Origin of the sequence: Pantoea sp. XY16 (assembly GCF_025153065.1) — a bacterium.
GTDB classification, from domain to species: Bacteria; Pseudomonadota; Gammaproteobacteria; order Enterobacterales; family Enterobacteriaceae; genus Pantoea; species Pantoea alfalfae.
This window is the reverse complement of sequence record NZ_JANZNP010000001.1, coordinates 238,873-262,684: the sequence shown is the minus strand read 5'-3', so window position 1 is coordinate 262,684 and position 23,812 is coordinate 238,873. Positions and strand designations below refer to the sequence as shown.

Genomic DNA, 23,812 nt, shown 5'->3' with positions numbered 1-23,812 from the left:
ATGGCTTTAGCCTCACTCTACCCGCGCCAGCGGGTTCGCCTGCTGCTGGCTTTAATAACGGGTGCACTGGGTACCCTCGCCTTCTCTCCTTACGATTTCTGGCCTGCCGCTCTGCTCTCGCTGTGCGGCTTACAGTTGCTGACCCTGAACCGCTCAAGCCCGCAGGCCACTGCGATCGGCTTTGTGTGGGGAGTAGGTCTGTTCGGCAGCGGTATTAACTGGGTCTATGTCAGTGTTGCCACCTTTGGCGGCATGCCTGGTCCGGTCAATGTCTTTATCGTGGCGCTGCTGGCGGCGTATCTGGCGGTTTACCCGGCGCTGTTTGCCGGTGTACTCAATCGACTCTGGCCATGCACGACGCTATGGCGCCTGGCGCTGGCGGCACCGGCATTGTGGCAGATGACCGAGTTCCTGCGCGGCTGGGTGCTGACTGGCTTCCCGTGGCTGCAGTTTGGTTACAGCCAGATTGACGGACCGTTAAAAGGGCTGGCTCCGCTGGCGGGTGTTGAGACCCTGACCTTCCTGCTGATGGTCATTGCTGGCCTGCTGGCTTATGCTCTGCAGCAGCGCAACGTCAGAAGTCTGGTGGCGGCGTTGCTGCTGCTGGCCCTGCCGTGGCCACTGCGCTACATCCAGTGGGTTCAGCCAATGCCAGAGCGTGCCGTAGAAGTGGCGCTGGTTCAGGGAAACATCCCGCAGTCGATGAAGTGGGATCCTCAGCAACTGCTCACTACTCTGCGCATCTATAACGGTCTGAGCCAGCCGCTGATGGGTAAGGCGCCAATCATTATCTGGCCAGAATCGGCAATTACCGATCTGGAAAGTAATCAGCAGCCGTTCCTGCGTTCGCTGGATGATGAACTGCGTGAACGTGGCAGCTCACTGGTCACCGGTATCGTGGACTCCCGACTGGAGCAGAATCGTTATCACGACTACAACACCGTGATCGTGCTGGGCGGCAAAACGCCTTATAACTACTTCAGCGGCAATCGTTACCAGAAGAATCATCTGGTGCCGTTTGGCGAATTTGTGCCGCTGGCCGACCTGCTGCGTCCGCTGGCCCCGTTCTTTGATCTGCCGATGTCGGCTTTCAGCCGTGGCAACTATCTCCAGCCGCAACTCAGCGTCGCAGGCTATAACCTGACCAGCGCCATCTGTTATGAGATCGTGCTCGGTGAGCAGGTGCGGGCTAACTTCCATCCCGACACCAGTTTCCTGCTGACCGTTTCGAACGATGCCTGGTTTGGTCACTCTATCGGACCGTGGCAGCACTTCCAGATGGCGAGAATGCGGGCGCTGGAGCTGGGACGTCCGCTGTTGCGCAGCACCAACAACGGCGTGACGGCAGTAGTAAATGCCAGTGGTGATGTGGAGGCGATGCTGCCGCAGTTTACCCGCGACGTGCTGACCAGCAAAGTCACGCCGACACAGGGGGAAACCCCGTATGCGCGGGCGGGCATCTGGCCAGTCTGGTCACTGACGCTACTGGCGGCATTGATAGCTCTGCTGCGTCGACGCCGGTAACCTATCCGATCCTTCAAGGCGAAGCGCAGGCTTCGCCTTTTTTCTTTGCTCGCTCTCCGGTATATCTCACTCCCCTGACCACATACTCTGCTGCCTTTCTCACCATGCACCGCTTTCTGGCACGATGATTGCAGAATGTTTCACTGTTTTTCGCCGACAGGCGGATTACAGGCGCTGATGCCTGGCCGTTTGCACCAAAACAGTCGCCTCTGCTGCACCGTTAATGCGCAGAGCAAGATATTTGCCTTTTTTTGGTGCGGATTGCCTCGCAAAAAAGAAACTTTTTTGTTTCATTGCGTTAACAATCCGCTATGTTAGTGACTCTTCTGCGCCCATTTAGCCCGCAGAATGAGCAGAAACGCAGCAAAAAACAGACACAACATCATAATCAGCACAGGTATCAGCCTGGGCCTTTTTCATACGAAGGAGTTGGAACATGCAACTACGCAAAGTGGCATTATCTCTTCTGCTGATCAGCGCAGCGGCGGGAGCGGCCCAGGCGGAAGATCTCAGCGGCACCCTGAAGAAGATCAATGACAACGGCGTCATTGTGGTCGGGCATCGCGAATCATCAGTTCCCTTTTCTTACTATGACAACCAGCAAAAAGTCGTCGGCTATTCACAGGCTTACTCAAACGCCATCGTGGAAGCCATCAAAGCGAAGCTGAACAAGCCGGATTTGCAGGTCAAAATGATCCCGATCACCTCACAAAACCGTATTCCGCTGCTGCAAAACGGCACCTACGATTATGAGTGTGGCTCTACCACCAACAACCTTGAGCGCCAGAAACAGGCCGCGTTCTCTGACACCATTTTTGTCATCGGCACCCGTCTGCTGGTTAAGAAAGATGGCCCGATCAAAGATTTCGCTGATCTGAAAGGCAAAACGGTGGTGGTGACTTCAGGAACCACCTCTGAAGTGCTGCTTCATAAACTCAACGACGAACAGAAACTGGATATGCGCATCATCAGCGCCAAAGATCACGGTGACTCTTTCCGTACGCTGGAAACCGGTCGTGCCGTGGCTTTCATGATGGATGATGCTCTGCTGGCTGGCGAACGCGCCAAAGCTAAAAAGCCAGATAACTGGGAAATCTTAGGTACGCCGCAGTCAAAAGAGGCCTATGGCTGCATGCTGCGTAAAGATGATCCGCAGTTTAAAGCGCTGGTCGATGAAACTATTGCTAAAGCCCAGACCTCTGGCCAGGCAGAAAAATGGTTCGATACCTGGTTTAAACAGCCGATTCCGCCAAAGAATCTGAACATGAACTTTGAACTCTCTGATGACATGAAAGCCCTGTTCAAAACGCCAAATGACAAAGCACTGAATTAACAAAAAAATACCCAATGGATCTCAGATTGCATTGAGACGGCAAGAGAATGCATCCCGGTGAGCTTACTCAGGTAAGTCATTTGGATGAGTGAACCTGGCCAACAAAAATGCAGCCTGAAAGACGGCGGGTATAACAAGGGCAGCCTGGCTGCCCTCTCGATTGCTGAAACCGCGGCATGGACAGACAGACTGACACGGGTCGTTCCCCTGAGTCAGGAAATAAAACGCCGTTCATCAATCTTCAGGGTAGCTTAGCTACCCTTTTTTTCCGGAGCTCGTTATGGGTATCGATTGGAACTGGGGCATTTTCCTCGAACAGGCCCCGTTCGGTAACACAACCTACCTCGGCTGGCTGTGGTCCGGTTTTCAGGTGACGATAGCCGTCTCCTGCTGCGCCTGGATTATCGCCTTCTGCGTGGGTTCATTTTTCGGCATTCTGCGCACCGTGCCTAATCGCCTGCTGTCGACCATTGGCACCTGCTATGTGGAACTGTTTCGTAACATCCCGCTGATCGTCCAGTTCTTCTTCTGGTATCTGGTGGCGCCCGAACTGGTGGGCGAAAAGCTCGGCATGTGGTTTAAGTCTGAGCTGGACCCCAACATTCAGTTCTTCCTCTCTTCAATGATCTGTCTTGGCCTTTTTACCGCCGCCCGCGTCTGCGAGCAGGTGCGCGCAGCCATTCAGTCACTGCCGACAGGACAGAAAAATGCCGGTCTGGCGATGGGATTAACCCTGCCGCAGACCTATCGCTATGTCCTGCTGCCGAATGCGTATCGTGTGATTGTTCCGCCGATGACCTCGGAAATGCTGAACCTGGTAAAGAACTCCGCTATCGCCTCCACCATCGGTCTGGTCGATATGGCGGCGCAGGCGGGCAAACTGCTCGACTATTCTGCTCACGCCTATGAATCCTTTACCGCCATTACGCTGGCCTATGTCGCGATTAACCTGGTGATTATGCTGTTGATGAGTCTGGTCGAGCGCAAAGTCCGGCTGCCAGGCAATGCGGGAGGCAAGTAATGTACGACTTTGACTGGAGTTCGATTACACCCAGCCTGCCCTACCTGCTTAACGGCTTAGTGATTACCTTCAAGATCACCATTACTGCCGTGGTTTTCGGTATTTTGTGGGGAACCCTGCTGGCGGTGATGCGTCTGTCGAGCTTTAAGCCCGTCAGCTGGTTCGCCAAAATCTACGTCAACCTGTTCCGTTCGGTGCCGCTGGTCATGGTGCTGCTGTGGTTCTATCTGGTGGTGCCGAGTTTCCTGCAGCAGGTCCTGGGCCTGTCGCCGAAAACCGATATCCGGCTGATTTCCGCCATGGTTGCCTTTTCGCTGTTTGAAGCGGCCTACTACTCCGAAATCATTCGTGCCGGCATCATCAGTATTTCGCGTGGACAGGGCAATGCCGCGCTGGCGCTGGGTATGACACAGTGGCAGGCAATGCGCCTGATCATCCTGCCGCAGGCGTTCCGCGCCATGGTTCCGCTGTTACTGACGCAGGGTATCGTACTGTTCCAGGATACCTCGCTGGTCTATGTCTTAAGCCTGGCGGACTTCTTCCGTACCGCGTCCACCATTGGTGAGCGCGACGGCACCCAGGTTGAAATGGTTCTGTTTGCAGGTCTGGTCTACTTCGTTATCAGCCTGAGCGCATCGCTGTTGGTCAGCTATCTGAAAAGAAAAAGGACGGTTTAAATGATTAGCCTGAAAAATGTTTCTAAGTGGTATGGTCACTTTCAGGTGCTGACCGACTGCTCAACCGAGGTCAAAACCGGTGAGGTAGTGGTGGTCTGCGGGCCGTCCGGCTCCGGTAAATCAACGCTGATCAAAACGGTGAACGGACTCGAGCCGGTTCAGCAGGGTGTGATTGCGGTCAACGGCACCGAGGTGAACAACAAAAAAACCAACCTTGCGCAGCTTCGCAGTCAGGTCGGTATGGTGTTCCAGCACTTCGAGCTGTTCCCGCATCTGAGCATTATCAACAATCTGGTGCTGGCGCAGGTGAAAGTGCTGAAGCGTGACAAGGCAGCAGCCCGCGATAAAGGACTGAAGCTGCTGAAGCGTGTGGGTCTCTCAGCCCATGCCGACAAGTTCCCTGGCCAGCTCTCTGGCGGGCAGCAGCAGCGTGTAGCCATTGCGCGTGCGCTCTGCATGGACCCCATCGCGATGCTGTTTGATGAACCAACGTCCGCGCTGGATCCGGAGATGATCAACGAAGTGCTGGATGTGATGGTTGAACTGGCACAGGAGGGGATGACGATGATGGTGGTGACACACGAGATGGGCTTCGCCCGTAAAGTCGCCAATCGTGTGATCTTCATGGATGAAGGGAAAATTATCGAAGACACCAACAAAGATGACTTCTTTAATAATCCACAGTCTGACCGCGCGAAAGATTTCCTCGCTAAAATTCTGCACTAAACAACCTGTGCGGGTCACGCAGAGTGGCCCGCACAGATTTTATTATCAGGGTTCAAAAGGCTGACGCTGAAACTGGTCATTGCCGCATTCCGGACAGCGCGACAGGGTTTCCGGCGTATAGATCGCCCGGGTAAACTGACACTTCTCACATACCAGATTGCCCAGCCCCACCACTTCGCCGCTCTGATATACACCGTGATGATGCAGATCCTGAAAAACTTCGCGCCACTCCAGCTGACTTTTATCGGTGATATCCGCCAGCTCTTTCCAGACGCTCTCGCGAATAATGCGCATAAACAGTGAATCCGCCAGCGGCTCCTCCACATCGGTATAACTGCGTGCAAATTCGCCTAAATCACGGCGCACCGAGCTAAGCGCCTGATCAATCTCTTCTTCCGTCATATCATCGCGAACCCGTAACTGGCTGCGTCGCCCGGCAATCAGCTCATCAAGGTTCCGATCGCCCTGACGGAGACGTTCGGTCAGTACGGCTAACGACTCGCGATATTCCTGAGCTACTTTATTCATTTTATTCTCCTTTATGCAGACCCTCGCTGAATTAAGTTTAGTCGCAATGCGACTTTTGCCGTGTCGTCTGTACAGTGAATTACAAAAGGGTGAAGAGGCTGTCGCTTTCAGCAGAAATCGTGCCAGCAAAAGTGGGAAGTGTTGTTGATACGCGGCCTTATGGGTATGCTATGCGGATCGTAGAGCCCGAAAAATGTTATTCATAAAGGACCACAGGCAGCCATGCAAGAGCAATACCGCCCGGAAGAGATTGAATCCCGTGTGCAGCAACACTGGGATGAAAACGAAACGTTTAAAGTGACTGAGCAGGAAGGTAAAGAGAAATACTATTGCCTCTCCATGTTGCCCTATCCTTCTGGCCGCCTGCATATGGGCCACGTTCGTAACTACACCATCGGCGACGTAATCGCGCGTTATCAGCGTATGCTCGGCAAAAACGTACTACAGCCGATTGGCTGGGATGCTTTCGGCCTGCCTGCGGAAGGCGCTGCGGTTAAAAATAACACCGCACCGGCCCCCTGGACATACGACAACATCGCCTACATGAAAAACCAGCTTAAATTGCTGGGCTTTGGCTATGACTGGAGTCGTGAACTGGCGACCTGCCAGCCAGAGTACTATCGCTGGGAACAGTGGTTCTTCACCAAACTGTATGAAAAAGGTCTGGTCTATAAAAAGACCTCTGCCGTCAACTGGTGTCCGAACGATCAGACGGTGCTGGCGAACGAGCAGGTGATCGATGGCTGCTGCTGGCGCTGCGACACCAAAGTTGAGCGCAAAGAGATCCCTCAGTGGTTTATCAAAATCACCGATTATGCGGAAGAGCTGCTGAACGATCTGGATACGCTGGAAGAATGGCCTGAGCAGGTCAAAACCATGCAGCGTAACTGGATTGGCCGTTCTGAAGGCGTCGAAATCACTTTCGACGTTGCTGGCAGCGAAGAGAAAGTTACCGTCTATACCACCCGCCCGGATACCTTTATCGGCGCAACCTATGTTGCCGTTGCGGCGGGTCATCCGCTGGCAACCCAGGCGTCGGTGAATAACCCGGCACTGGCTGACTTTATCGCTGAATGCCGCAATACCAAAGTGGCCGAAGCCGATATGGCGACCATGGAGAAGAAAGGCATGGCGACCGGCCTGTCTGTTATTCATCCGCTGACCGGCGAGCTTCTCCCGGTCTGGGTCGCTAACTTCGTGCTGATGGAATATGGCACCGGTGCCGTCATGGCGGTCCCGGCGCACGACCAGCGCGACTGGGAATTTGCCACTAAATACGATCTGGCGATCAAGCCGGTAGTACTCAACCTGGATGGCTCTATTCCTGACGTCAGCGCTGCGGCAATGACCGACAAAGGCGCGCTGTTTAATTCAGGTGAGTTCAACGGTCTGGATCACGCCGCAGGGTTTACCGCCATTGCAGATTCTCTGGCGGCAAAAGGCGTGGGCGTTCGTAAAGTGAACTACCGTCTGCGCGACTGGGGTGTTTCCCGTCAGCGTTACTGGGGTGCACCGATCCCAATGGTCACGCTGGAAGATGGCACCGTAATGCCGACACCTGAAGACCAGCTGCCGGTGATCCTGCCGGAAGATGTGGTAATGGATGGCATTACCAGCCCGATCAAAGCGGATCCGGAGTGGGCGAAGACCACCGTAAATGGCCAGCCTGCTCTGCGTGAAACCGACACCTTTGACACCTTCATGGAGTCCTCCTGGTACTACGCGCGCTATACCTGCGCCAGCTACAAGGAAGGCATGCTGGATCCGGCCGCCGCAAACTACTGGCTGCCGGTCGATCAGTATGTGGGGGGTATTGAACACGCCATCATGCACCTGATGTATTTCCGCTTCTTCCACAAGCTGCTGCGTGACGCGGGCCTGGTCAACTCGAATGAACCAGCCAAACGTCTGCTGTGCCAGGGCATGGTGCTGGCTGATGCCTTCTACTATCTCGGTAACAACGGCGAGCGTAACTGGGTTTCACCGGTTGACGTTGAGGTTGAGCGTGATGAGAAAGGCCGCATTGTAAAAGCCACCGATACGCAGGGCCGCGAGGTGATTTACGCGGGCATGAGTAAAATGTCGAAGTCGAAAAACAATGGCATCGACCCACAGCTGATGGTTGAGCGTTACGGCGCGGATACCGTGCGTCTGTTCATGATGTTTGCTTCACCGGCCGATATGACGCTGGAGTGGCAGGAATCGGGCGTTGAAGGAGCGAACCGCTTCCTGAAGCGTGTCTGGAAGCTGGTCTACGAGCACACCTCACAGGGTGCGACCGTGGCGCTGGATGTGGATAGCCTGAATGACGAGCAGAAATCGCTGCGTCGTGACCTGCACAAAACCATCGCCAAAGTGGCGGATGATATTGGCCGTCGTCAGACTTTTAACACCGCCATTGCAGCGATTATGGAGCTGATGAACAAACTGGCGCGTGCCCCGCAGGAAAGCGAGCAGGATCGCGCTCTGATGCAGGAAGCACTGCTGGCTATCGTCCGTCTTCTCTATCCGTTTACCCCGCACGCCTGCTATGTTCTGTGGCAGACGCTGGGTGGCGAAGGCACCATCGATGAAGCGAGCTGGCCGGTGGCTGATGAAGCCGCTATGGTTGAAGATTCACTGCTGGTCGTGGTGCAGGTGAACGGTAAAGTGCGTGGCAAAATTACCGTACCCGCCGAGGCCACGCAGGAACAGGTTCAGGCACGCGCGGCTCAGGAGCATCTGGTGGCGAAGTATCTGGACGGCGTGACTATCCGTAAAGTCATTTATGTACCGGGCAAACTGCTTAACCTGGTCGTAGGTTAAGTTCAGGAGGAACTGTGCGACATCCGATTATCAGGCTGTTTGTCATGCTGGCGGTGGTTATCACCGCTGGCTGCGGTTTTCATCCGCGCGGCACCACACAGGTGCCCAGCGAACTGAAAACCCTGATTGTTTCAACCGGCGATCCTTATGGACCGCTGGCGCGTACTGTGCGCCAGCAACTGCGTATCAACGATGTCACTATTGTTGAAGACACTAAACAGAAGCGCACCGATATTCCGACGCTGCGTCTGGGTCCTGAAGTGTCGGGACGTAACACCGCATCGGTCTTTATCAGCGGCACCTCTGCTGAGTATCAGCTGGTCATGACGCTGACGGCGCAGGTCCTGTTGCCGGGCAAAGGAATCTACCCAATCAGCACCACGGTTTATCGTTCATTCTTCGATAACCCGAATGCTGCGCTGGCAAAAGATGCCGAGCAGGATCTGATTACGCAGGAGATGCGTCAGCGTGCTGCCGAACAGCTGGTACGTAAGCTGCTGACCGTGCATGCTGCACAGATCAACAATAAAGAGACCTTACCGGCGTCAGTGATTCCGGTTCCGGGTCAGGGTTCACAGGAAGCACCCTCTTCCTCTGCTACCAGCCTGCAATGATCAGGATTTATCCTGAGCAACTCAGCGCGCAGCTCCGTGAGGGGCTGCGCGCCTGTTATCTGTTAGCCGGAAACGAACCGCTGCTGTTGCAGGAGAGTGCGGATGCCATCCGTGCCGCCGCAACCGCGCAGCAATTTGAAGAACATTTTAGTTTTACGCTGGACGCCCAGACCGACTGGGAGAGCCTGTTTGTCAGTTGCCAGTCACTGAGTCTGTTTGCCCAGCGTCAGACGATGACGCTGCAATTCCCCGAGAATGGCCCCAATGCCGCAATGGCCGAGCAGTTGGTTAAGCTGTCGCAGCTGCTGCATGCCGATATTCTGCTGATCTGCCGGATGCCAAAGCTGACCCGCGCGCAGGAAAACAGTGCATGGTTTAAAGCCCTGTCCGCCTCCGCAGTTTTCGTGCCCTGCCAGACGCCCGAACAGGCACAACTGCCACGCTGGGTCGCGAATCGGGCTCAGGCGCTGAAACTCTCGGTCGATGACGCGGCCGTGCAGCTGTTGTGTTACTGCTATGAAGGCAATCTGCTGGCGCTGGCCCAGGCGCTGGAGCGTCTCTCGCTGCAGTGGCCTGACGGCAAGCTGACCCTGCCGCGGGTTGAAGAGGCGGTCAGCGATGCGGCTCACTTCACACCGTTCCACTGGGTCGATGCTCTGCTGGCGGGTAAGAGCCGTCGCGCGCTGCACATCCTGCATCAGCTGGAGAAAGAAGAGAGCGAAGTCGTGATTCTGCTGCGTACGCTACAGCGCGATCTGCTGACGCTGCTGCATCTGCATCGCCATCAGGCGCAGCAGCCGTTGCGTACGCTGATGGATCAACAGCGTATCTGGCAGAACCGCCGCGCGCTGTTCACTGACGCACTGCAACGCCTGGACGCCACGCGTCTTCAACGCGCGATTCATCTGCTCAGTCAGATTGAGATCACCCTGAAGCAGGATTATGGGCAGCCGGTATGGCCGCAGTTACAGACCCTGACGCTGCTGCTCAGCAGTCGTGCTTTTCCGACGAGTTTTGCCCATGTCTGAGTTACACGCGCTGTTTGGAGGCACCTTCGATCCGATTCATTTTGGCCATCTGCGCCCGGTCGAAGCACTGGCTCAACAGACCAGCTTACAGCGTGTGACGCTGCTGCCCAACAATGTGCCACCGCATCGTCCACAACCGGAAGCCAGCGCGACCCAGCGGGTTGCTATGCTGCGCTGTGCTATCCGTGACTTACCGCTGTTTGAGATTGATACCCGGGAGCTGGAACGCGACACGCCCTCCTGGACCGTAACCACCCTGGAAGCCTGGCGCGCCGAACGCGGTGCAGCGCAGCCGCTGGCTTTTATCATCGGTCAGGATTCCCTGCTGAGCTTATCGAAATGGCATCGCTGGCAGGATCTGTTGTCACTCTGCCATCTGCTGGTATGCCAGCGTCCCGGCTATGCGACCCGGTTCGACTCGCCGGAGATGCAGCACTGGCTTAATCAGCATCTCGCTCAGGATATCCGGCAGCTGCATCAGCAGCCCGCAGGCCATATCTGGCTGGCGGAAACCCCACTCTATGACATTTCGGCGACCGAAATTCGCCGCCGTCGCCATCAGAACCAGCCCTGCGACGACCTGTTGCCTGCGGCGGTGATCGACTATATCGACCGCGAAGGCTTATATCGCGACTGATCCGGGCATGCTATACTGCGCCGCTTAAATTTTTGGCTGCACTCTCCGGGCTTACAGCCGGCCCGATACCACCAGATTCCAAGGGGAACCTTTTGCAAGGTAAAGCACTCCAAGAGTTCGTTATTGATAAGATTGATGATCTCAAAGGCCAGGACATTGTCACCATCGACGTTCAGGGCAAATCCAGCATCACCGATTTCATGATCATCTGCACCGGCACCTCCACGCGTCATGTGACGTCGATCGCAGAACACGTTGAGCAGGAGTCCCGTTTAGCAGGCCTGATGCCATTAGGCATTGAAGGTAAAAGCGCGGCAGACTGGGTTGTGGTTGATCTGGGTGATGTCATCGTGCATGTGATGCAGGAAGAGAGTCGCCAGCTGTATGAGCTGGAAAAACTCTGGAGCTAATCGGTGAAACTGCAACTTGTTGCCGTCGGCACAAAAATGCCCGACTGGGTGCAGACCGGTTTCATGGAGTATTTGCGCCGCTTCCCGAAAGATATGCCGTTTGAGCTGACCGAAGTGACCGCAGGTAAACGCGGCAAAAATGCTGATATCAAACGCATCCTTGAAAAAGAGGGTGAAGCGATGTTAGCGGCGGTCGGCAAAGGCAATCGCATCGTCACGCTGGATATTCCGGGTCAACCGTGGGAAACCCCGCAGCTGGCGCAGCAGCTTGAACGCTGGAAGCTGGATGGTCGCGATGTCAGCCTGCTGATCGGCGGGCCTGAAGGCCTGGCCCCCGCCTGTAAAGCGGCGGCAGAGCAGAGCTGGTCACTGTCAGCATTGACGTTGCCTCATCCGCTGGTGCGCGTGCTGGTGGCCGAAAGTCTGTATCGGGCCTGGAGTATAACGACTAATCATCCTTATCATCGTGAATGACCGATCAGCCCACATCAGACATGACAAGTAGCGGATGAAATTACAAAGCAACGCCTTTCGCGATTACAGCGCCGAACAGAAACTCTTTGTCCGTCGGGCGTTCATCGCCTTCGTCGGTATCTTACTGCTCTCTTCAATCCTGGTGGTTAACCTTTACCACCTGCAGATTCTTCGCTTCGATGATTACAGCACCCGCTCCAATCAGAACCGCATTAAACTGGTGCCTGTCGCACCCAGCCGCGGCATTATTTACGATCGCACCGGCACGCCGCTCGCACTGAACCGCACCATCTATCAGGCAGAACTGGTGCCGGAGAAAGTCGATAACCTGCAGCAGACGCTGGAAAACTTACGCCCGGTGCTTGAGCTGACGGACGAAGACCTGGAAAACTTCCAGAAAGAGCGAAAACGCTCGCGTCGCTTTACCTCCATTCCGGTTAAAACCGGTCTGAATGAAGTTCAGGTGGCACGCTTTGCGGTCAATCAGTACCGCTTTCCCGGCGTGGAAGTTAAAGGTTATCAGCGCCGCTACTACCCTTACGGTGCCACGCTGACGCATGTGGTCGGTTACGTCTCAAAAATTAACGATCGTGACGTTGCACGCCTCGACAAAGAAGGCATATGGCCTAACTACGCCGCGACGCACGATATCGGCAAGCTGGGCATCGAAGCGTATTACGAGAGTCTGCTGCACGGCAAAACGGGCTTTGAAGAGGTTGAGGTCAACAACCGTGGCCGTGTCATTCGCCAGCTGCATGAGGAGTCACCTCAGGCAGGCCGTGATATCTATCTGACTATCGATCTCAAACTGCAGCAGTATGTCGAGACCCTGCTGGCGGGCAGTCGCGCCGCTGTTGTCGTCAGCGATCCGCGCACCGGCGAAATTCTCGCCATGGTCTCCACACCCAGTTACGATGCAAACTTATTTGTCGACGGTATTTCCAGCAAGGATTATCGCGGTCTGCTGGAAGATGAAAATCGCCCTCTCTATAACCGTGCAATTCAGGCGGCTTATCCACCGGCCTCGACGGTTAAACCCTATGTAGCAGTTTCTGCGCTGAGTGCTGGCGTGATTAACCGTAATACCAGCCTGTTTGATCCTGGCTGGTGGCAGCTTCCCGGTTCAGAGAAGCGCTTCCGCGACTGGAAAAAGTGGGGTCATGGTCGTCTTAACGTCACCAAAGCGCTGGAGGAGTCTGCCGATACCTTCTTCTATCAGGTCGCCTACGACATGGGTATTGACCGCCTGTCAGAATGGATGAATAAATTTGGTTACGGCAGCCGTACCGGCATCGACTTACCTCAGGAGAGCGCCGGTAACATGCCGACCCGCGAGTGGAAGCAGAAGCGCTTTAAAAAGCCGTGGTATCAGGGTGACACCATTCCGGTGGGAATCGGTCAGGGTTACTGGACGGCGACCCCGCTGCAGATGAACAAAGCGATGATGATTCTGATCAACGATGGCGTCGTCAAGGTGCCACACATGCTGCGCGCCACCCGCGAAGGCCGAACTCTGGTGCCCTATCGCCAGCCGCCTGGGGCCCCGATTGGTGATATCCATTCCGGCTACTGGGAAATCGCCAAAGATGGCATGTACGGCGTGGCGAATCGCCCCAACGGCACCGCGCACAAAAGCTTTGCTGATGCCCCTTATAAAATCGCCGCCAAATCCGGTACGGCACAGGTTTTTGGCCTGAAAGAGAACGAAACCTATAACGCCCATAGAATTGCTGAACGATTGCGCGACCATAAATTAATGACCGCGTTTGCCCCTTATGACAAACCTCGGGTGGCTGTGACCATCATTCTGGAGAACGGTGGCGCCGGTCCGGCTGTCGGCACCGTGATGCGCCAGATTCTGGATCACATTATGTTGGGTGATAACAATACAGTTCTGCCGGACGCCGCCCCTGTGCCGCCCGGTTATGAAGGTGAATAAACATGTCGATGCAAGATAGTCCGCAGAAACGATCGATCTGGATGCGCATCCACATCGATCCGATGTTTATGCTGATCATTCTCGCGCTGCTGACTTACAGCGCCGTGGTGATCTGGAGTGCCAGCGGACAGGATCCCGGCATGATGGAGCGTAAACTCGGTCAGATCGCGATGGGTCTGGTCATCATGATTGTACTGGCGCAGGTGCCGCCGCGCGTTTATGAAGGCTGGGCACCCTATCTCTATATTGTCTGCGTCATTCTGCTGGTGGCGGTGGATGCTTTTGGTCAGATCAGTAAAGGCGCACAGCGCTGGCTCGATCTTGGCTTTGTTCGCTTTCAGCCTTCTGAGATTGCCAAAATCGCGGTGCCACTGATGGTGGCACGCTTTATTAATCGCGATGTCTGTCCGCCGACGCTGAAAAATACCGGTATTGCACTGATTCTGATCTTCCTGCCTACCCTGCTGGTGGCCGCACAGCCCGATCTCGGTACCTCGATTCTGATTGCCGCCTCAGGCCTGTTTGTGCTGTTCCTCTCAGGGATGAGCTGGAAACTGATTAGCGTGGCGGTACTGTTGGTCGCCGCGTTTATCCCGATTCTGTGGTTCTTCCTGATGCACGACTATCAGCGTGACCGCGTCATGATGCTGCTCGACCCGGAAACGGATCCGCTGGGCGCGGGTTATCACATTATCCAGTCGAAAATCGCCATCGGGTCGGGCGGACTGCGCGGCAAGGGCTGGCTGCAGGGCACCCAGTCTCAGCTGGAGTTTTTGCCGGAACGTCATACTGACTTTATCTTCGCGGTTCTGGCCGAAGAGTTAGGGCTGGTCGGCGTACTGCTGCTGCTGGCCCTCTATCTTCTGCTGATCATGCGGGGACTGGTGGTAGCAGCCCGCGCGCAGACCACCTTTGGCCGCGTCATGGCGGGCGGTTTAATGCTGATTTTATTCGTTTATGTTTTCGTTAACATTGGCATGGTTAGTGGTATCTTACCGGTAGTTGGCGTGCCGCTGCCGCTGGTCAGTTATGGCGGCTCCGCGCTTATCGTGCTTATGGCGGGATTCGGCATTGTGATGTCGATCCACACTCACCGAAAAATGTTATCTAAAAGTGTCTAAGAGGCTGCAGATGCGTAAGGAATGGCTTGGCGTTGCACTGGCATCACTGGTTCTGGCGGCCTGTACCACGCCCGAACCCCAAAATACGGCGCCGCCGCAACCGGCTTACAATGGGCCGGTAGTAGAGATTCCAGGCGTTGAGCCTCGTTATGAGCCGATCAATCCGGGCACCAGCCAGGATTACAGCGTTAACGGCAAAAACTATCGCATCATCAAAGATCCGTCGAACTACAGCGAAGTCGGCCTGGCCACCTGGTACGGCGAAGAGGCGCAGGGCAACCGCACCGCTACCGGCGAAGCCTACGATCCCGATGCGCTGACGGCCGCCCACCCTACTCTGCCGCTCCCGGGGTATGTGCGCGTAACCAATATCGCGAACGGTCGTCAGATTGTGGTGCGCGTTAACGATCGCGGCCCTTACACGCCAGGACGCATTATCGACCTGTCGCGGGCAGCCGGTGACCGACTGAACATTTCCAATAATTCACGGGTGCGGGTCGACTATATCAAGGTGGCTCCCGACGGTACGCTCTCTGGCCCAGGCACCATCGGAACTGTGGTAGCCAAACAGAGCTACTCACTGCCTGCCCGTCCGGACCTGAGTGGGGGCGCGGTGATGAATGGCGGCAGCGCCGCAAACGCTGAACCCCCTGCCCAAAACGTAGAAGCCATCAGTAACAGCACGCTGCAGGGCGGTGACAACATGGGCGCGCCGGCACAGAGCAGCGGCTTTCTTGGCGCACCTCAGCCATTAGCGAACGGCGTGCTGGAAGGTAATGAACCATCCACCACGGTGCCCGTCACTGCACCGGTCGCCAGCAGTGCTACTCCGGTCGCCGCCAGCGCCGCGCCGGCAGCCAGCAGTGGTGCCGCAGCCGGCTATGTCGTGCAGGTTGGTGCACTGAATGACCCGGCGCGTGCTCAGCAGATGATGAAAAGCCTGAGCCAGCGTTATGGTGTGCCCGGCAAGGTCGAAGACGCGGGCAACAACGTTTATCGCGTTCAGCTCGGCGGTTACAGCTCCCGTGCCGAAGCGGCTGCGCTGCAACAGCGCCTGAGCAGTGAAGGCCAGACAGCCTCATTTATTACTAATACGCGTCGCTGATCGGTTTCTCGGACAGCGACACGTTACGTCTGCTAACAACCCAATCATCACGCCCGGTGCCAGACTCACTGGCATTGGGTATGATGAGTGACATTTTTAACCTCAAACTCACGGATGTTGTAGTCCTACACATGAACACGCTGAAATCATCTCGTTTGCTGAAACGCCTGACAGTGGGATCACTGATCGCTTTCTCTCTCAGCCATGCTGCTATTGCTGATGACGTCAATCTCAAGACCATGATTCCGGGCGTGCCGGACATTGATGCCGAAGCGTATGTCCTTATCGACTACAACTCGGGTAAAGTGCTGGCAGAGAAAAACGCCGATGCACGCCGCGATCCTGCCAGTCTGACCAAGATGATGACCAGCTATGTCATTGGTCAGGCCGTGAAAGCGGGCAAAATTCATCAGGACGATATGGTCACTGTGGGTCCGGATGCCTGGGCGACCGGCAACCCGGTGTTCAAAGGTTCCTCCCTGATGTTCCTGAAGCCAGGCGACCGCGTACCGGTCTCTCAGCTGACTCGTGGAATTGTACTGCAGTCGGGTAATGACGCCTGTGTTGCGATGGCTGACTATGTCGCCGGCAGCCAGGATGCGTTCGTTAATCTGATGAACAACTACGTCAAAGCGATTGGCCTGCAGAATACCCATTTCGGGACAGTGCATGGCCTGGACGCTGAAGGTCAGTACAGCTCCGCGCGCGACATGGCGTTGATCGGTCAGGCGCTGATCCGCGACGTGCCGGAAGAGTACGCTGTCTATAAAGAGAAAGAGTTCACCTTCAACAACATCCGTCAGATGAACCGTAACGGTCTGCTGTGGGATACCAACCTGAATGTGGACGGTATTAAAACCGGCCACACTAACTCTGCCGGTTACAACCTGGTGGCGTCCGCGACTGAAGGCCAGATGCGCCTGATTTCTGCCGTCATGGGCGGTCATACCTTTAAAGGCCGTGAAACCGAGAGCAAAAAACTGCTCACCTGGGGCTTCCGTTTCTTTGAAACCGTTGCGCCACTGAAAGCGGGTAAAGAGTTCGCCTCTGAGCCGGTCTGGTTCGGTGATAATGACCGTGTGCAGCTGGGCGTGGAAAAAGATGCTTACCTGACCATTCCACGTGGCCGTATGAAAGATCTGAAAGCCAGCTATGTGCTGACCAACACGGAACTGCATGCCCCACTGAAGAAAAACCAGGTTGTCGGCAGCATCAACTTCCAGCTGGATGGCAAGACTATCGAACAGCGTCCACTGGTGGTGCTGAACGAAATCTCTGAGGGTGGTTTCTTTGGCCGTATCGTGGATTACATCAAACTGATGTTCCATCACTGGTTTGGTTAAGCGTAAAGGGTGATTGAAAAATCACCCTTTCGTCCCCATTACCAGATATTATGATGCTCCCGCTCAGGCGGGAGCCTGTTTTTTATGCACCGGAGTTAATATGAAAACCAAACTGAATGAGCTGCTCGAATTTCCTACCCCGTTTACCTACAAAGTAATGGGTCTGGCGCAACCGGAGCTGGTTGATCAAGTGGTTGAAGTGGTGCAACGTCATGCGCCCGGCGATTACAGCCCTGAAGTTAAGCCGAGCAGCAAAGGCAACTATCACTCCGTAAACATCACTATCAACGCCACTCACATCGAGCAGGTCGAACGCCTGTACGAAGAGCTGGGCCAGATCGAAATTGTGCGGATGGTACTGTAATTTACGGGTCGGCAAGGCGCCTCTGCCTGACGGTTTGCCGACGTTATCCTCAGCGTTTTTCCTTTAGCGGGCTATCGCTTTGTCAGTTGAAACCCTCTTTGTCCGTCAGTCCGGTCTGCGTGACTGGCAACCTGTCTCCGACGCCATGCACCAGTATACTGACCAGCGCGACGACCAGAGTCGTGATGAAATCTGGCTGGTCGAACATCCTCCGGTCTTTACTCAGGGTCAGGCGGGAAAAGCAGAACATCTTCTGATGCCAGGCGATATTCCCGTGGTGCAGAGCGATCGTGGCGGTCAGGTCACCTATCACGGGCCGGGACAACAGGTCATGTATGTCCTGATTGATGTAAAACGCCGTAAGCTCGGCGTGCGCCAGCTGGTGACTATTCTGGAAGAGACGGTGATCGCCACTCTGGCAGAGTTCGGCGTCAGCGCCCGCGCCCGCGCAGATGCACCCGGCGTTTATGTCGGTGAAGAGAAGATCTGCTCGCTGGGATTACGCATTCGCAAAGGCTGCTCGTTTCACGGCCTGGCGCTGAATGTTGCCATGGATTTATCTCCTTTTCTGCGCATCAACCCCTGTGGTTACGCCGGGATGAGCATGACGCAGCTGAAACATTTTCAGCCCGACGTGACCACAGAGCAGGTGCGTTCCCCACTGGTCAGTGCGTTTGCGCGGCTGGCAGGTTATGAAAATGTTGAATGGATCGCAGGCGAACTCCCTGTTAAGCCTTAACGCAGAATGCGAATTTACAAATATGTAACGTATCCGCGCTGACTATGGCTGCTTCGCAGGCGATGTGATGATATAATTTTTGCACTTTTTTCAAATAAAGTTGAAAGCCCCCTTCCCGGTTTGAGTGGGAACGCTTTCAAATCGCAATCCGACCGGAACCTGCTGATTTATGAGTAAACCAATTCAGATGGAACGCGGCGTCAAATATCGTGACGCAGACAAAATGGCGCTGATCCCGGTAAAAACCGTGGCTGTTGAACGGCAGGAGATGTTGCGTAAGCCGGAATGGATGAAAATCAAGCTGCCAGCCGACTCCAGTCGTATTCAGGGCATCAAAGCCGCGATGCGCAAAAACGGCCTGCACTCGGTCTGTGAAGAGGCGTCCTGCCCTAACCTGGCCGAATGCTTTAACCACGGCACCGCCACCTTTATGATTCTTGGCGCAATCTGCACCCGTCGTTGTCCGTTCTGCGATGTGGCTCATGGCCGTCCTAATGCGCCTGATGCCAACGAACCCGCAAAACTGGCACAGACGATTGCCGATATGGGCCTGCGCTACGTGGTGATCACCTCGGTGGACCGCGATGATTTGCGTGATGGCGGCGCTCAGCACTTTGCCGACTGCATCAGCGCGATTCGTGAAAAAAATCCTACCATTAAAATTGAAACGCTGGTGCCGGACTTCCGTGGCCGTATGGATCGTGCGCTGGAGATTCTCACCGCGACGCCACCAGATGTGTTTAACCACAACCTGGAAAACGTACCGCGCGTCTACCGTCAGGTGCGTCCAGGCGCGAACTACGAGTGGTCACTGAAGCTGCTGGAGCGTTTTAAAGAAGCTCATCCTGATGTTCCGACCAAATCGGGTCTGATGGTGGGCCTGGGTGAAACCAATGCCGAAATCGTTGAGGTAATGCGCGATCTGCGTCGCCACGGCGTCACCATGCTGACGCTGGGACAGTATCTGCAGCCGAGCCGCCATCACCTGCCGGTTCAGCGCTACGTCAGCCCGGCCGAATTCGATGAGATGAAAGCAGAAGCGATGGCGATGGGCTTTACCCATGCCGCGTGCGGTCCGTTTGTCCGCTCCTCCTATCATGCGGATATGCAGGCTAAAGGCGAAGAAGTGAAATAAGTAGCCTTTGCGGTCAGAAGAGTGAAAACAAAAAACCAGACTGGAAACAGCCTGGTTTTTTTAGGTGTGCCTGAAATAAAAAGTAACAGTTATTTGCAGCAAATAACCGATTAATCTTTATGAACGACGCGTTCTGCTGGCACGTCTTCTGCCGTCGTTCGGGTTGCGCTGGTATCTTCATCTTTCATGGCTTTTTTGAAGCCTTTGATTGCAGAGCCCAGATCGCCGCCCAGTGAGCGCAACTTGTTGGTACCAAAAAGCAGTACGATAAGCGCACCGATAATCAGCAGCTTGGCAATACTGATACCTTCCATATTTAACCTTTCGACTTTATTGAATCACGGTGACTGTTATTTACGCGCAGTTTGCCTGTGACGACAACTGGAATCTGTAACAGAGTAAGATCTTTGCTGTAGCGAATATGTGGTGTTTCCCGGTTCAGGCAATCACTTCAGCTCAGGCCGTTCAAAACGCCGGTTTTCAAGAACCGGTAATACCCGGCGGGCATAGGCAATACGCTCAGGATCAAGATCGGCAAACAGCAGTGCCGGAGACTCAGCCGCATTTGCCACCGCCACGCCCAGTGGATCGACGACCAGACTATTACCAATATTGCGTGGACCACACTCACCTACCGCCACCATATAACAGGTGTTCTCCAGCGCACGGGCACGGGTCAACAGCTCCCAGTGCATCTCTTTAAGCGGACCTTTTACCCATGCAGCAGGGAGCACCAGCACTTGCGCACCATCCAGCGCCAGCCGACGCGCCAGTTCCGGGAAGCGCACGTCATAGCAGGTCATCAATCCGACTGTCATTCCCGCGACGTCAATCAGCGGCGGAATGATGTGGCCCGGATTGACCCGCTGTGACTCCTGCATCGCAAAGGCATCGTACAGATGCAGCTTTTCATAGGCGGCGATGATTTTACCCTTACGAATAGCCACCAGCACGTTGAGCGCTTTATGCTGCCCGGTGGGAACATGAACGCTCATTATGGTAGTCAGCGCATTGTGTTCACTGGCGGCCAGCAACTGGCTGAGGAAAGGGCCATCCAGTGGCTGCGCCGCCTTCACCACTAAATCGGGATCGGCATTATCGCGCGCCAGCACCGCTTCCGGCAGCACCAGCAAATCGGCGCCGCCTTCTGCCGCCCGCTGCATTAAGTCCAGACAGGTATCAGCGTTCTCCTGCCATTCACGGCTCACTGCAAATTGCCCTAACGCCACTTTCATCATTGTTCTTCTCCTGCAGCGCCGGCAATATTACTCCCGGCGTCAGTTATCGGTGGATCAGCCCCTGCTGATAGTGCCCGTATTCGGCGTGAGCCATCATCTTCTCATTGGCGCTAAAACCATTGTGCTGCCAGCAAAGCAGACATTCCTGCGTCATGCACCGCAAATCCTTAGCCAGCCACGGCAACGTATCGTCCTTATTCATGTATGCTCGCCCCCCCAGCTTAATAGTGCTGGCGGCCTGTGTATGGCTTTACCTTCGACAGCGTGCCACCGGTTTGCAGAGGCCTGCTGTCCGCCAGAGAGCGAACCCTCACGGCAACCGTTTCTGCTGTCCGGTTGCCACCTTGAAAGCAGAAAGTGCTGACAGGCACAGGATGCAGCGATCAGTCATCATTTCTGTCGCCAGCCTCAGGAAGGCACTGCGGAAAAATATCGCCGACGTGCGGGTCGTCACTCTGGTCGGGAAGTTAACCCACTTGCAGATCTTTGATGAGATAACAGGGTGACTCAGTATAGCCTTCGCGAGCGTAGAACTGATTCGCCTTAAGACGTGACTGATGGCAATGAACTTCCATACGGTCGCAGCCATGACGCGCAGCCAGCGTTTCAGCGTGCTGAAGCAGCTGCTGGCCGACGCCTTTACTGCGCTCACCTTCTGCAATGCAGAAATAGCTGATGCGGGCGAAATCGCCGGCCAGGGCAAGCTGAGGGATAAAATGGAGGGAAAGGAAACCCAGCACCTGGCTGCCATGTTCAGCCACCAGCAATACTTCACTGGGATCGCTGCATAACTGTGCCAGGCGCTGTTCAATAAAGCTTTCGGTACCGCCGTAGCCTAACTCGCTTAACAGGGCACTCAACGCAAAACTGTCTTTTAACTCCGCCTGACGTATCTTCATCCTGCCTCCTCACTCACCAGATTCTGTCGCTCAGTTATATAGCGTCACACGCTAAAAAGCTGTATGCCGGGTTGTTATGAATATGTTACGAGGATTTATGGTGAGCCGCCGCGCAGTTTGTGCGGCCTCAGGGACGATACAGAGGGTACGATGAAGAGGATGAAGTGCAGATGACAGGCATAAAAAAACCCGCCATAAGGCGGGTTTTTAGAATTCTGACTGTTAACTTACAGACTGATAACGTTAGCAGCAGATGGGCCTTTAGCACCGTCGGTGATTTCAAACTCTACGCGCTGACCTTCAGCCAGAGTTTTGAAGCCGTTGCTCTGGATTGCAGAGAAATGTACGAATACATCTTTGCTGCCATCTTCAGGAGTAATGAAACCGAATCCTTTAGATTCATTAAACCACTTAACGTTACCTTTGATCTTAGACATCTATATTACCTTTACATGAAAAATGGACACTAAACTGTGTCGCTGTCTAGTACAGCAATTGTGGAGGGATTTGTCCAGCATGATTTGATGAAAAAGTGATAAATATCGACTTTCTGTGCATCCATCACACTTTCCTGCTTTTCAACTTGCGAAACCCGCCTGAACGGGTAACGCGGATGGGGCTGTTCCCACACGCTAACCCGCTGGAAAGGCATATCTTTTTTATTTCATACAGATATGCCATTCACGTTAAAAAGAAAAATCTCATTAAGAGTTGCACCTGCTTTTCCTGACACTTTAGCTGGCAAAACAGCACTATTTTCCACTTTTATCAGGCATGTAAAAAACCTGAAACACGCATGTTTTTTCAGGCGTTACCGGGCACCGCTGTAATTCTGACCTTTTAATGATCACAACAGCGCATTTTTTCCGCACCCCGAAGCCGGTTTTTTCGGGAAAATTTAATTCCGAGCGCTGTTCAGCCCAGTCAGAGCAGGCTATTCGCGGATAAGTCAGACAAAAAACCATAAACATTGAGCAGGATCAATGAACTGCCTTTTAGAGGATAAATTCGCATTTGGCAACAAACAATTAACCTGATAAGCCACTACTTTCCTCACTGCAGGCCGGAATAATATTGCGCTGCAATAGATAAATTTTTCTTAAGATGTCAGGGACGGGCATGGGTGAATGCTCAGTGAAATGGAGGATAAACCTAAGATGGTGATGAAAATACGCTGTACCCAGTGTGGAAGCGCCAGGTTCATATTTACTGATTACAGAGAAGGTGATCGCAACTTTCATGGTGCCTGCTGCGCAAGCTGTAAAAAGCCGCTGGGGTCGCAGGATCTGCTGCCCAATACGCCGATAGATCCCATTACGCACTATCTGCTGGCCAGCCAGAAAACAGCGCGGGCACCTGATTAGGTGCCCGCTGTCGCTGAAGCTTTAAAAAATATGACATCAGAAAATCAGTTTGAACACCCCTGTCAGGGTCAGCAAGCCCACGACGAATATGATCGCGATAATCCACAGAATAATTTTCATTTCCTTTTCCCCTCACTGATTAAACATTTTTCCTGTAAGCAGTATAGACAGAAAAATATGTCATGCTGCTTCACTCAGGGTTCAACTGCTCATAAGTTCAGCAGATTTCGCTTTTATTTATGTTCTGAGATAACGATCGCAACACCACTTTTTACCGGCCCTCTTTCTTCGTTTTACAGACTACTCCTGGCTAAAATTTAGGCGGTAAGGCATGCCTTAGTAGTGATGAGATTGAAAATGAGTCGCGAGGAGATCTTATGAGCACGATTAATACCAGCATGGGCCGCTACAGCCTCAAGGCAAAAAACAGCGGTAACCACATCAAAGGTTCTTTCGCCATCAACGATGAAGGCGGCACGCAGCTCTCTATGCAGGAGTTTGACGAGCACTATCTTGATGATGTGGTAAACAACGTTATCTATCCGGTCACCGGCGGCAACCGTGAAATTGCGCGTGCGCTGCGGGAACAGATGGTCAAAGCCGGATTTGAACCGCCTCATTAAGGGGCCAGATTTACACGGTTACAGACCTGTGGGCCGCGCTTTGCGGCCCTTTTTATCGTCGTGGTTATGGGCTGTGAATAAATGGCCAACGATGCCGTCCGCGATAAACAAGCAAACGGGCTGGAGAGAAGCAAAAGCGGAGTGCCGCTGGCAGGCCTGCCAGCG

Annotated in this window: 27 protein-coding genes; 19 read left to right on the top strand and 8 right to left on the bottom strand. The window is 54.4% G+C overall.

What is annotated here, in order from left to right:
* Positions 1-1,524, top strand: coding sequence for an apolipoprotein N-acyltransferase (gene lnt / locus N1689_RS01340; protein WP_260057672.1), 1,524 nt, complete (start codon positions 1-3; stop codon positions 1,522-1,524).
* A gap of 165 nt (positions 1,525-1,689) precedes the next feature.
* Here the strand turns inward: lnt and N1689_RS01335 are convergent, their stop codons facing one another.
* Positions 1,690-1,818, bottom strand: coding sequence for a hypothetical protein (locus tag N1689_RS01335; RefSeq protein ID WP_256497707.1), 129 nt, complete (start codon positions 1,816-1,818; stop codon positions 1,690-1,692).
* Between the two features lie 142 nt (positions 1,819-1,960).
* Between N1689_RS01335 and N1689_RS01330 the strand changes: the two genes are divergently transcribed.
* The 4 genes from N1689_RS01330 (at position 1,961) to N1689_RS01315 (ending at position 5,281) form a co-directional block, all read left to right on the top strand.
* On the top strand, positions 1,961-2,857 hold the full coding sequence (locus tag N1689_RS01330; RefSeq protein ID WP_013357108.1) for an amino acid ABC transporter substrate-binding protein: 897 nt from the start codon (positions 1,961-1,963) through the stop codon (positions 2,855-2,857).
* Between the two features lie 280 nt (positions 2,858-3,137).
* Positions 3,138-3,878, top strand: a complete 741-nt coding sequence (locus tag N1689_RS01325) for an amino acid ABC transporter permease (protein ID WP_161732091.1) — start codon at positions 3,138-3,140, stop codon at positions 3,876-3,878.
* The gene (gene gltK, locus N1689_RS01320) at positions 3,878-4,555 is read left to right on the top strand and encodes a glutamate/aspartate ABC transporter permease GltK (RefSeq protein WP_013357106.1); all 678 of its coding nucleotides are present in this window, start codon (positions 3,878-3,880) and stop codon (positions 4,553-4,555) included. The genes N1689_RS01325 and gltK overlap by 1 nt, the downstream gene beginning before the upstream one ends.
* Positions 4,556-5,281: an amino acid ABC transporter ATP-binding protein gene (locus N1689_RS01315; RefSeq protein ID WP_161732087.1), complete on the top strand. Its 726-nt coding sequence runs from the start codon at positions 4,556-4,558 to the stop codon at positions 5,279-5,281.
* 45 nt (positions 5,282-5,326) lie between these two features.
* On the opposite strand, the gene N1689_RS01310 is transcribed toward N1689_RS01315, so the two are convergent.
* A complete protein-coding gene (locus N1689_RS01310; RefSeq protein ID WP_033731844.1) occupies positions 5,327-5,809 on the bottom strand; it encodes a zinc ribbon-containing protein in 483 nt (160 codons plus the stop codon).
* 222 nt (positions 5,810-6,031) lie between these two features.
* Between N1689_RS01310 and leuS the strand changes: the two genes are divergently transcribed.
* The 13 genes from leuS to lipA all read left to right on the top strand — a co-directional run bounded on the left by leuS (position 6,032) and on the right by lipA (position 19,523).
* Entirely contained in the window at positions 6,032-8,614 is a 2,583-nt protein-coding gene (gene leuS, locus N1689_RS01305; RefSeq protein WP_161732085.1) for a leucine--tRNA ligase, read from the top strand.
* Positions 8,615-8,628: 14 nt separating this feature from the next.
* Positions 8,629-9,228 (top strand): LPS assembly lipoprotein LptE, encoded by a 600-nt coding sequence (gene lptE / locus N1689_RS01300; RefSeq protein ID WP_161732083.1) that lies wholly within the window; start codon positions 8,629-8,631, stop codon positions 9,226-9,228.
* Positions 9,225-10,256, top strand: a complete 1,032-nt coding sequence (holA, locus tag N1689_RS01295; protein ID WP_161732081.1) for a DNA polymerase III subunit delta — start codon at positions 9,225-9,227, stop codon at positions 10,254-10,256. Before lptE ends, holA begins: the two co-directional genes overlap by 4 nt.
* Entirely contained in the window at positions 10,249-10,893 is a 645-nt protein-coding gene (gene nadD / locus N1689_RS01290) for a nicotinate-nucleotide adenylyltransferase (protein WP_161732079.1), read from the top strand. Before holA ends, nadD begins: the two co-directional genes overlap by 8 nt.
* Before the next feature lie 92 nt (positions 10,894-10,985).
* A complete protein-coding gene (rsfS, locus tag N1689_RS01285) occupies positions 10,986-11,303 on the top strand; it encodes a ribosome silencing factor (RefSeq protein ID WP_111139027.1) in 318 nt (105 codons plus the stop codon).
* 3 nt (positions 11,304-11,306) lie between these two features.
* Positions 11,307-11,777, top strand: coding sequence for a 23S rRNA (pseudouridine(1915)-N(3))-methyltransferase RlmH (gene rlmH / locus N1689_RS01280; protein WP_013357098.1), 471 nt, complete (start codon positions 11,307-11,309; stop codon positions 11,775-11,777).
* A gap of 34 nt (positions 11,778-11,811) precedes the next feature.
* Positions 11,812-13,716 (top strand): peptidoglycan DD-transpeptidase MrdA, encoded by a 1,905-nt coding sequence (gene mrdA, locus N1689_RS01275; protein ID WP_161732077.1) that lies wholly within the window; start codon positions 11,812-11,814, stop codon positions 13,714-13,716.
* Positions 13,717-13,724: 8 nt separating this feature from the next.
* Entirely contained in the window at positions 13,725-14,837 is a 1,113-nt protein-coding gene (mrdB, locus tag N1689_RS01270; protein ID WP_033743010.1) for a peptidoglycan glycosyltransferase MrdB, read from the top strand.
* Between the two features lie 10 nt (positions 14,838-14,847).
* A complete protein-coding gene (gene rlpA / locus N1689_RS01265) occupies positions 14,848-15,942 on the top strand; it encodes an endolytic peptidoglycan transglycosylase RlpA (RefSeq protein ID WP_260057666.1) in 1,095 nt (364 codons plus the stop codon).
* 131 nt (positions 15,943-16,073) lie between these two features.
* Entirely contained in the window at positions 16,074-17,285 is a 1,212-nt protein-coding gene (dacA, locus tag N1689_RS01260; RefSeq protein WP_033732040.1) for a D-alanyl-D-alanine carboxypeptidase DacA, read from the top strand.
* 100 nt (positions 17,286-17,385) lie between these two features.
* A complete protein-coding gene (gene ybeD / locus N1689_RS01255; protein WP_013357093.1) occupies positions 17,386-17,649 on the top strand; it encodes a DUF493 family protein YbeD in 264 nt (87 codons plus the stop codon).
* A 79-nt stretch (positions 17,650-17,728) separates the two neighbouring features.
* Complete coding sequence (gene lipB / locus N1689_RS01250) at positions 17,729-18,388, top strand: lipoyl(octanoyl) transferase LipB (RefSeq protein WP_161732073.1); 660 nt, start codon at positions 17,729-17,731, stop codon at positions 18,386-18,388.
* 169 nt (positions 18,389-18,557) lie between these two features.
* Positions 18,558-19,523 carry a lipoyl synthase gene (gene lipA / locus N1689_RS01245; RefSeq protein WP_161732071.1) on the top strand — a complete coding sequence of 322 codons (966 nt, stop codon included), beginning with the start codon at positions 18,558-18,560 and terminating at the stop codon, positions 19,521-19,523.
* 110 nt (positions 19,524-19,633) lie between these two features.
* Here the strand turns inward: lipA and tatE are convergent, their stop codons facing one another.
* The 6 genes from tatE to N1689_RS01215 all read right to left on the bottom strand — a co-directional run bounded on the left by tatE (position 19,634) and on the right by N1689_RS01215 (position 22,901).
* A complete protein-coding gene (gene tatE, locus N1689_RS01240) occupies positions 19,634-19,837 on the bottom strand; it encodes a twin-arginine translocase subunit TatE (RefSeq protein ID WP_003854033.1) in 204 nt (67 codons plus the stop codon).
* 132 nt (positions 19,838-19,969) lie between these two features.
* Positions 19,970-20,758: a deaminated glutathione amidase gene (locus N1689_RS01235; RefSeq protein WP_161732163.1), complete on the bottom strand. Its 789-nt coding sequence runs from the start codon at positions 20,756-20,758 to the stop codon at positions 19,970-19,972.
* A 46-nt stretch (positions 20,759-20,804) separates the two neighbouring features.
* A complete protein-coding gene (locus N1689_RS01230) occupies positions 20,805-20,963 on the bottom strand; it encodes a hypothetical protein (RefSeq protein ID WP_161732069.1) in 159 nt (52 codons plus the stop codon).
* Between the two features lie 265 nt (positions 20,964-21,228).
* Positions 21,229-21,660, bottom strand: a complete 432-nt coding sequence (locus N1689_RS01225; protein ID WP_161732067.1) for a GNAT family N-acetyltransferase — start codon at positions 21,658-21,660, stop codon at positions 21,229-21,231.
* Between the two features lie 227 nt (positions 21,661-21,887).
* Entirely contained in the window at positions 21,888-22,097 is a 210-nt protein-coding gene (gene cspE, locus N1689_RS01220) for a transcription antiterminator/RNA stability regulator CspE (protein WP_006118399.1), read from the bottom strand.
* A gap of 591 nt (positions 22,098-22,688) precedes the next feature.
* Positions 22,689-22,901 carry a hypothetical protein gene (locus N1689_RS01215; RefSeq protein ID WP_161732065.1) on the bottom strand — a complete coding sequence of 71 codons (213 nt, stop codon included), beginning with the start codon at positions 22,899-22,901 and terminating at the stop codon, positions 22,689-22,691.
* A gap of 500 nt (positions 22,902-23,401) precedes the next feature.
* On the opposite strand from N1689_RS01215, the gene N1689_RS01210 reads away from it, so the two are divergent.
* Positions 23,402-23,647 (top strand): hypothetical protein, encoded by a 246-nt coding sequence (locus N1689_RS01210; RefSeq protein ID WP_013357084.1) that lies wholly within the window; start codon positions 23,402-23,404, stop codon positions 23,645-23,647.
* Positions 23,648-23,812: the final 165 nt, after the last annotated feature.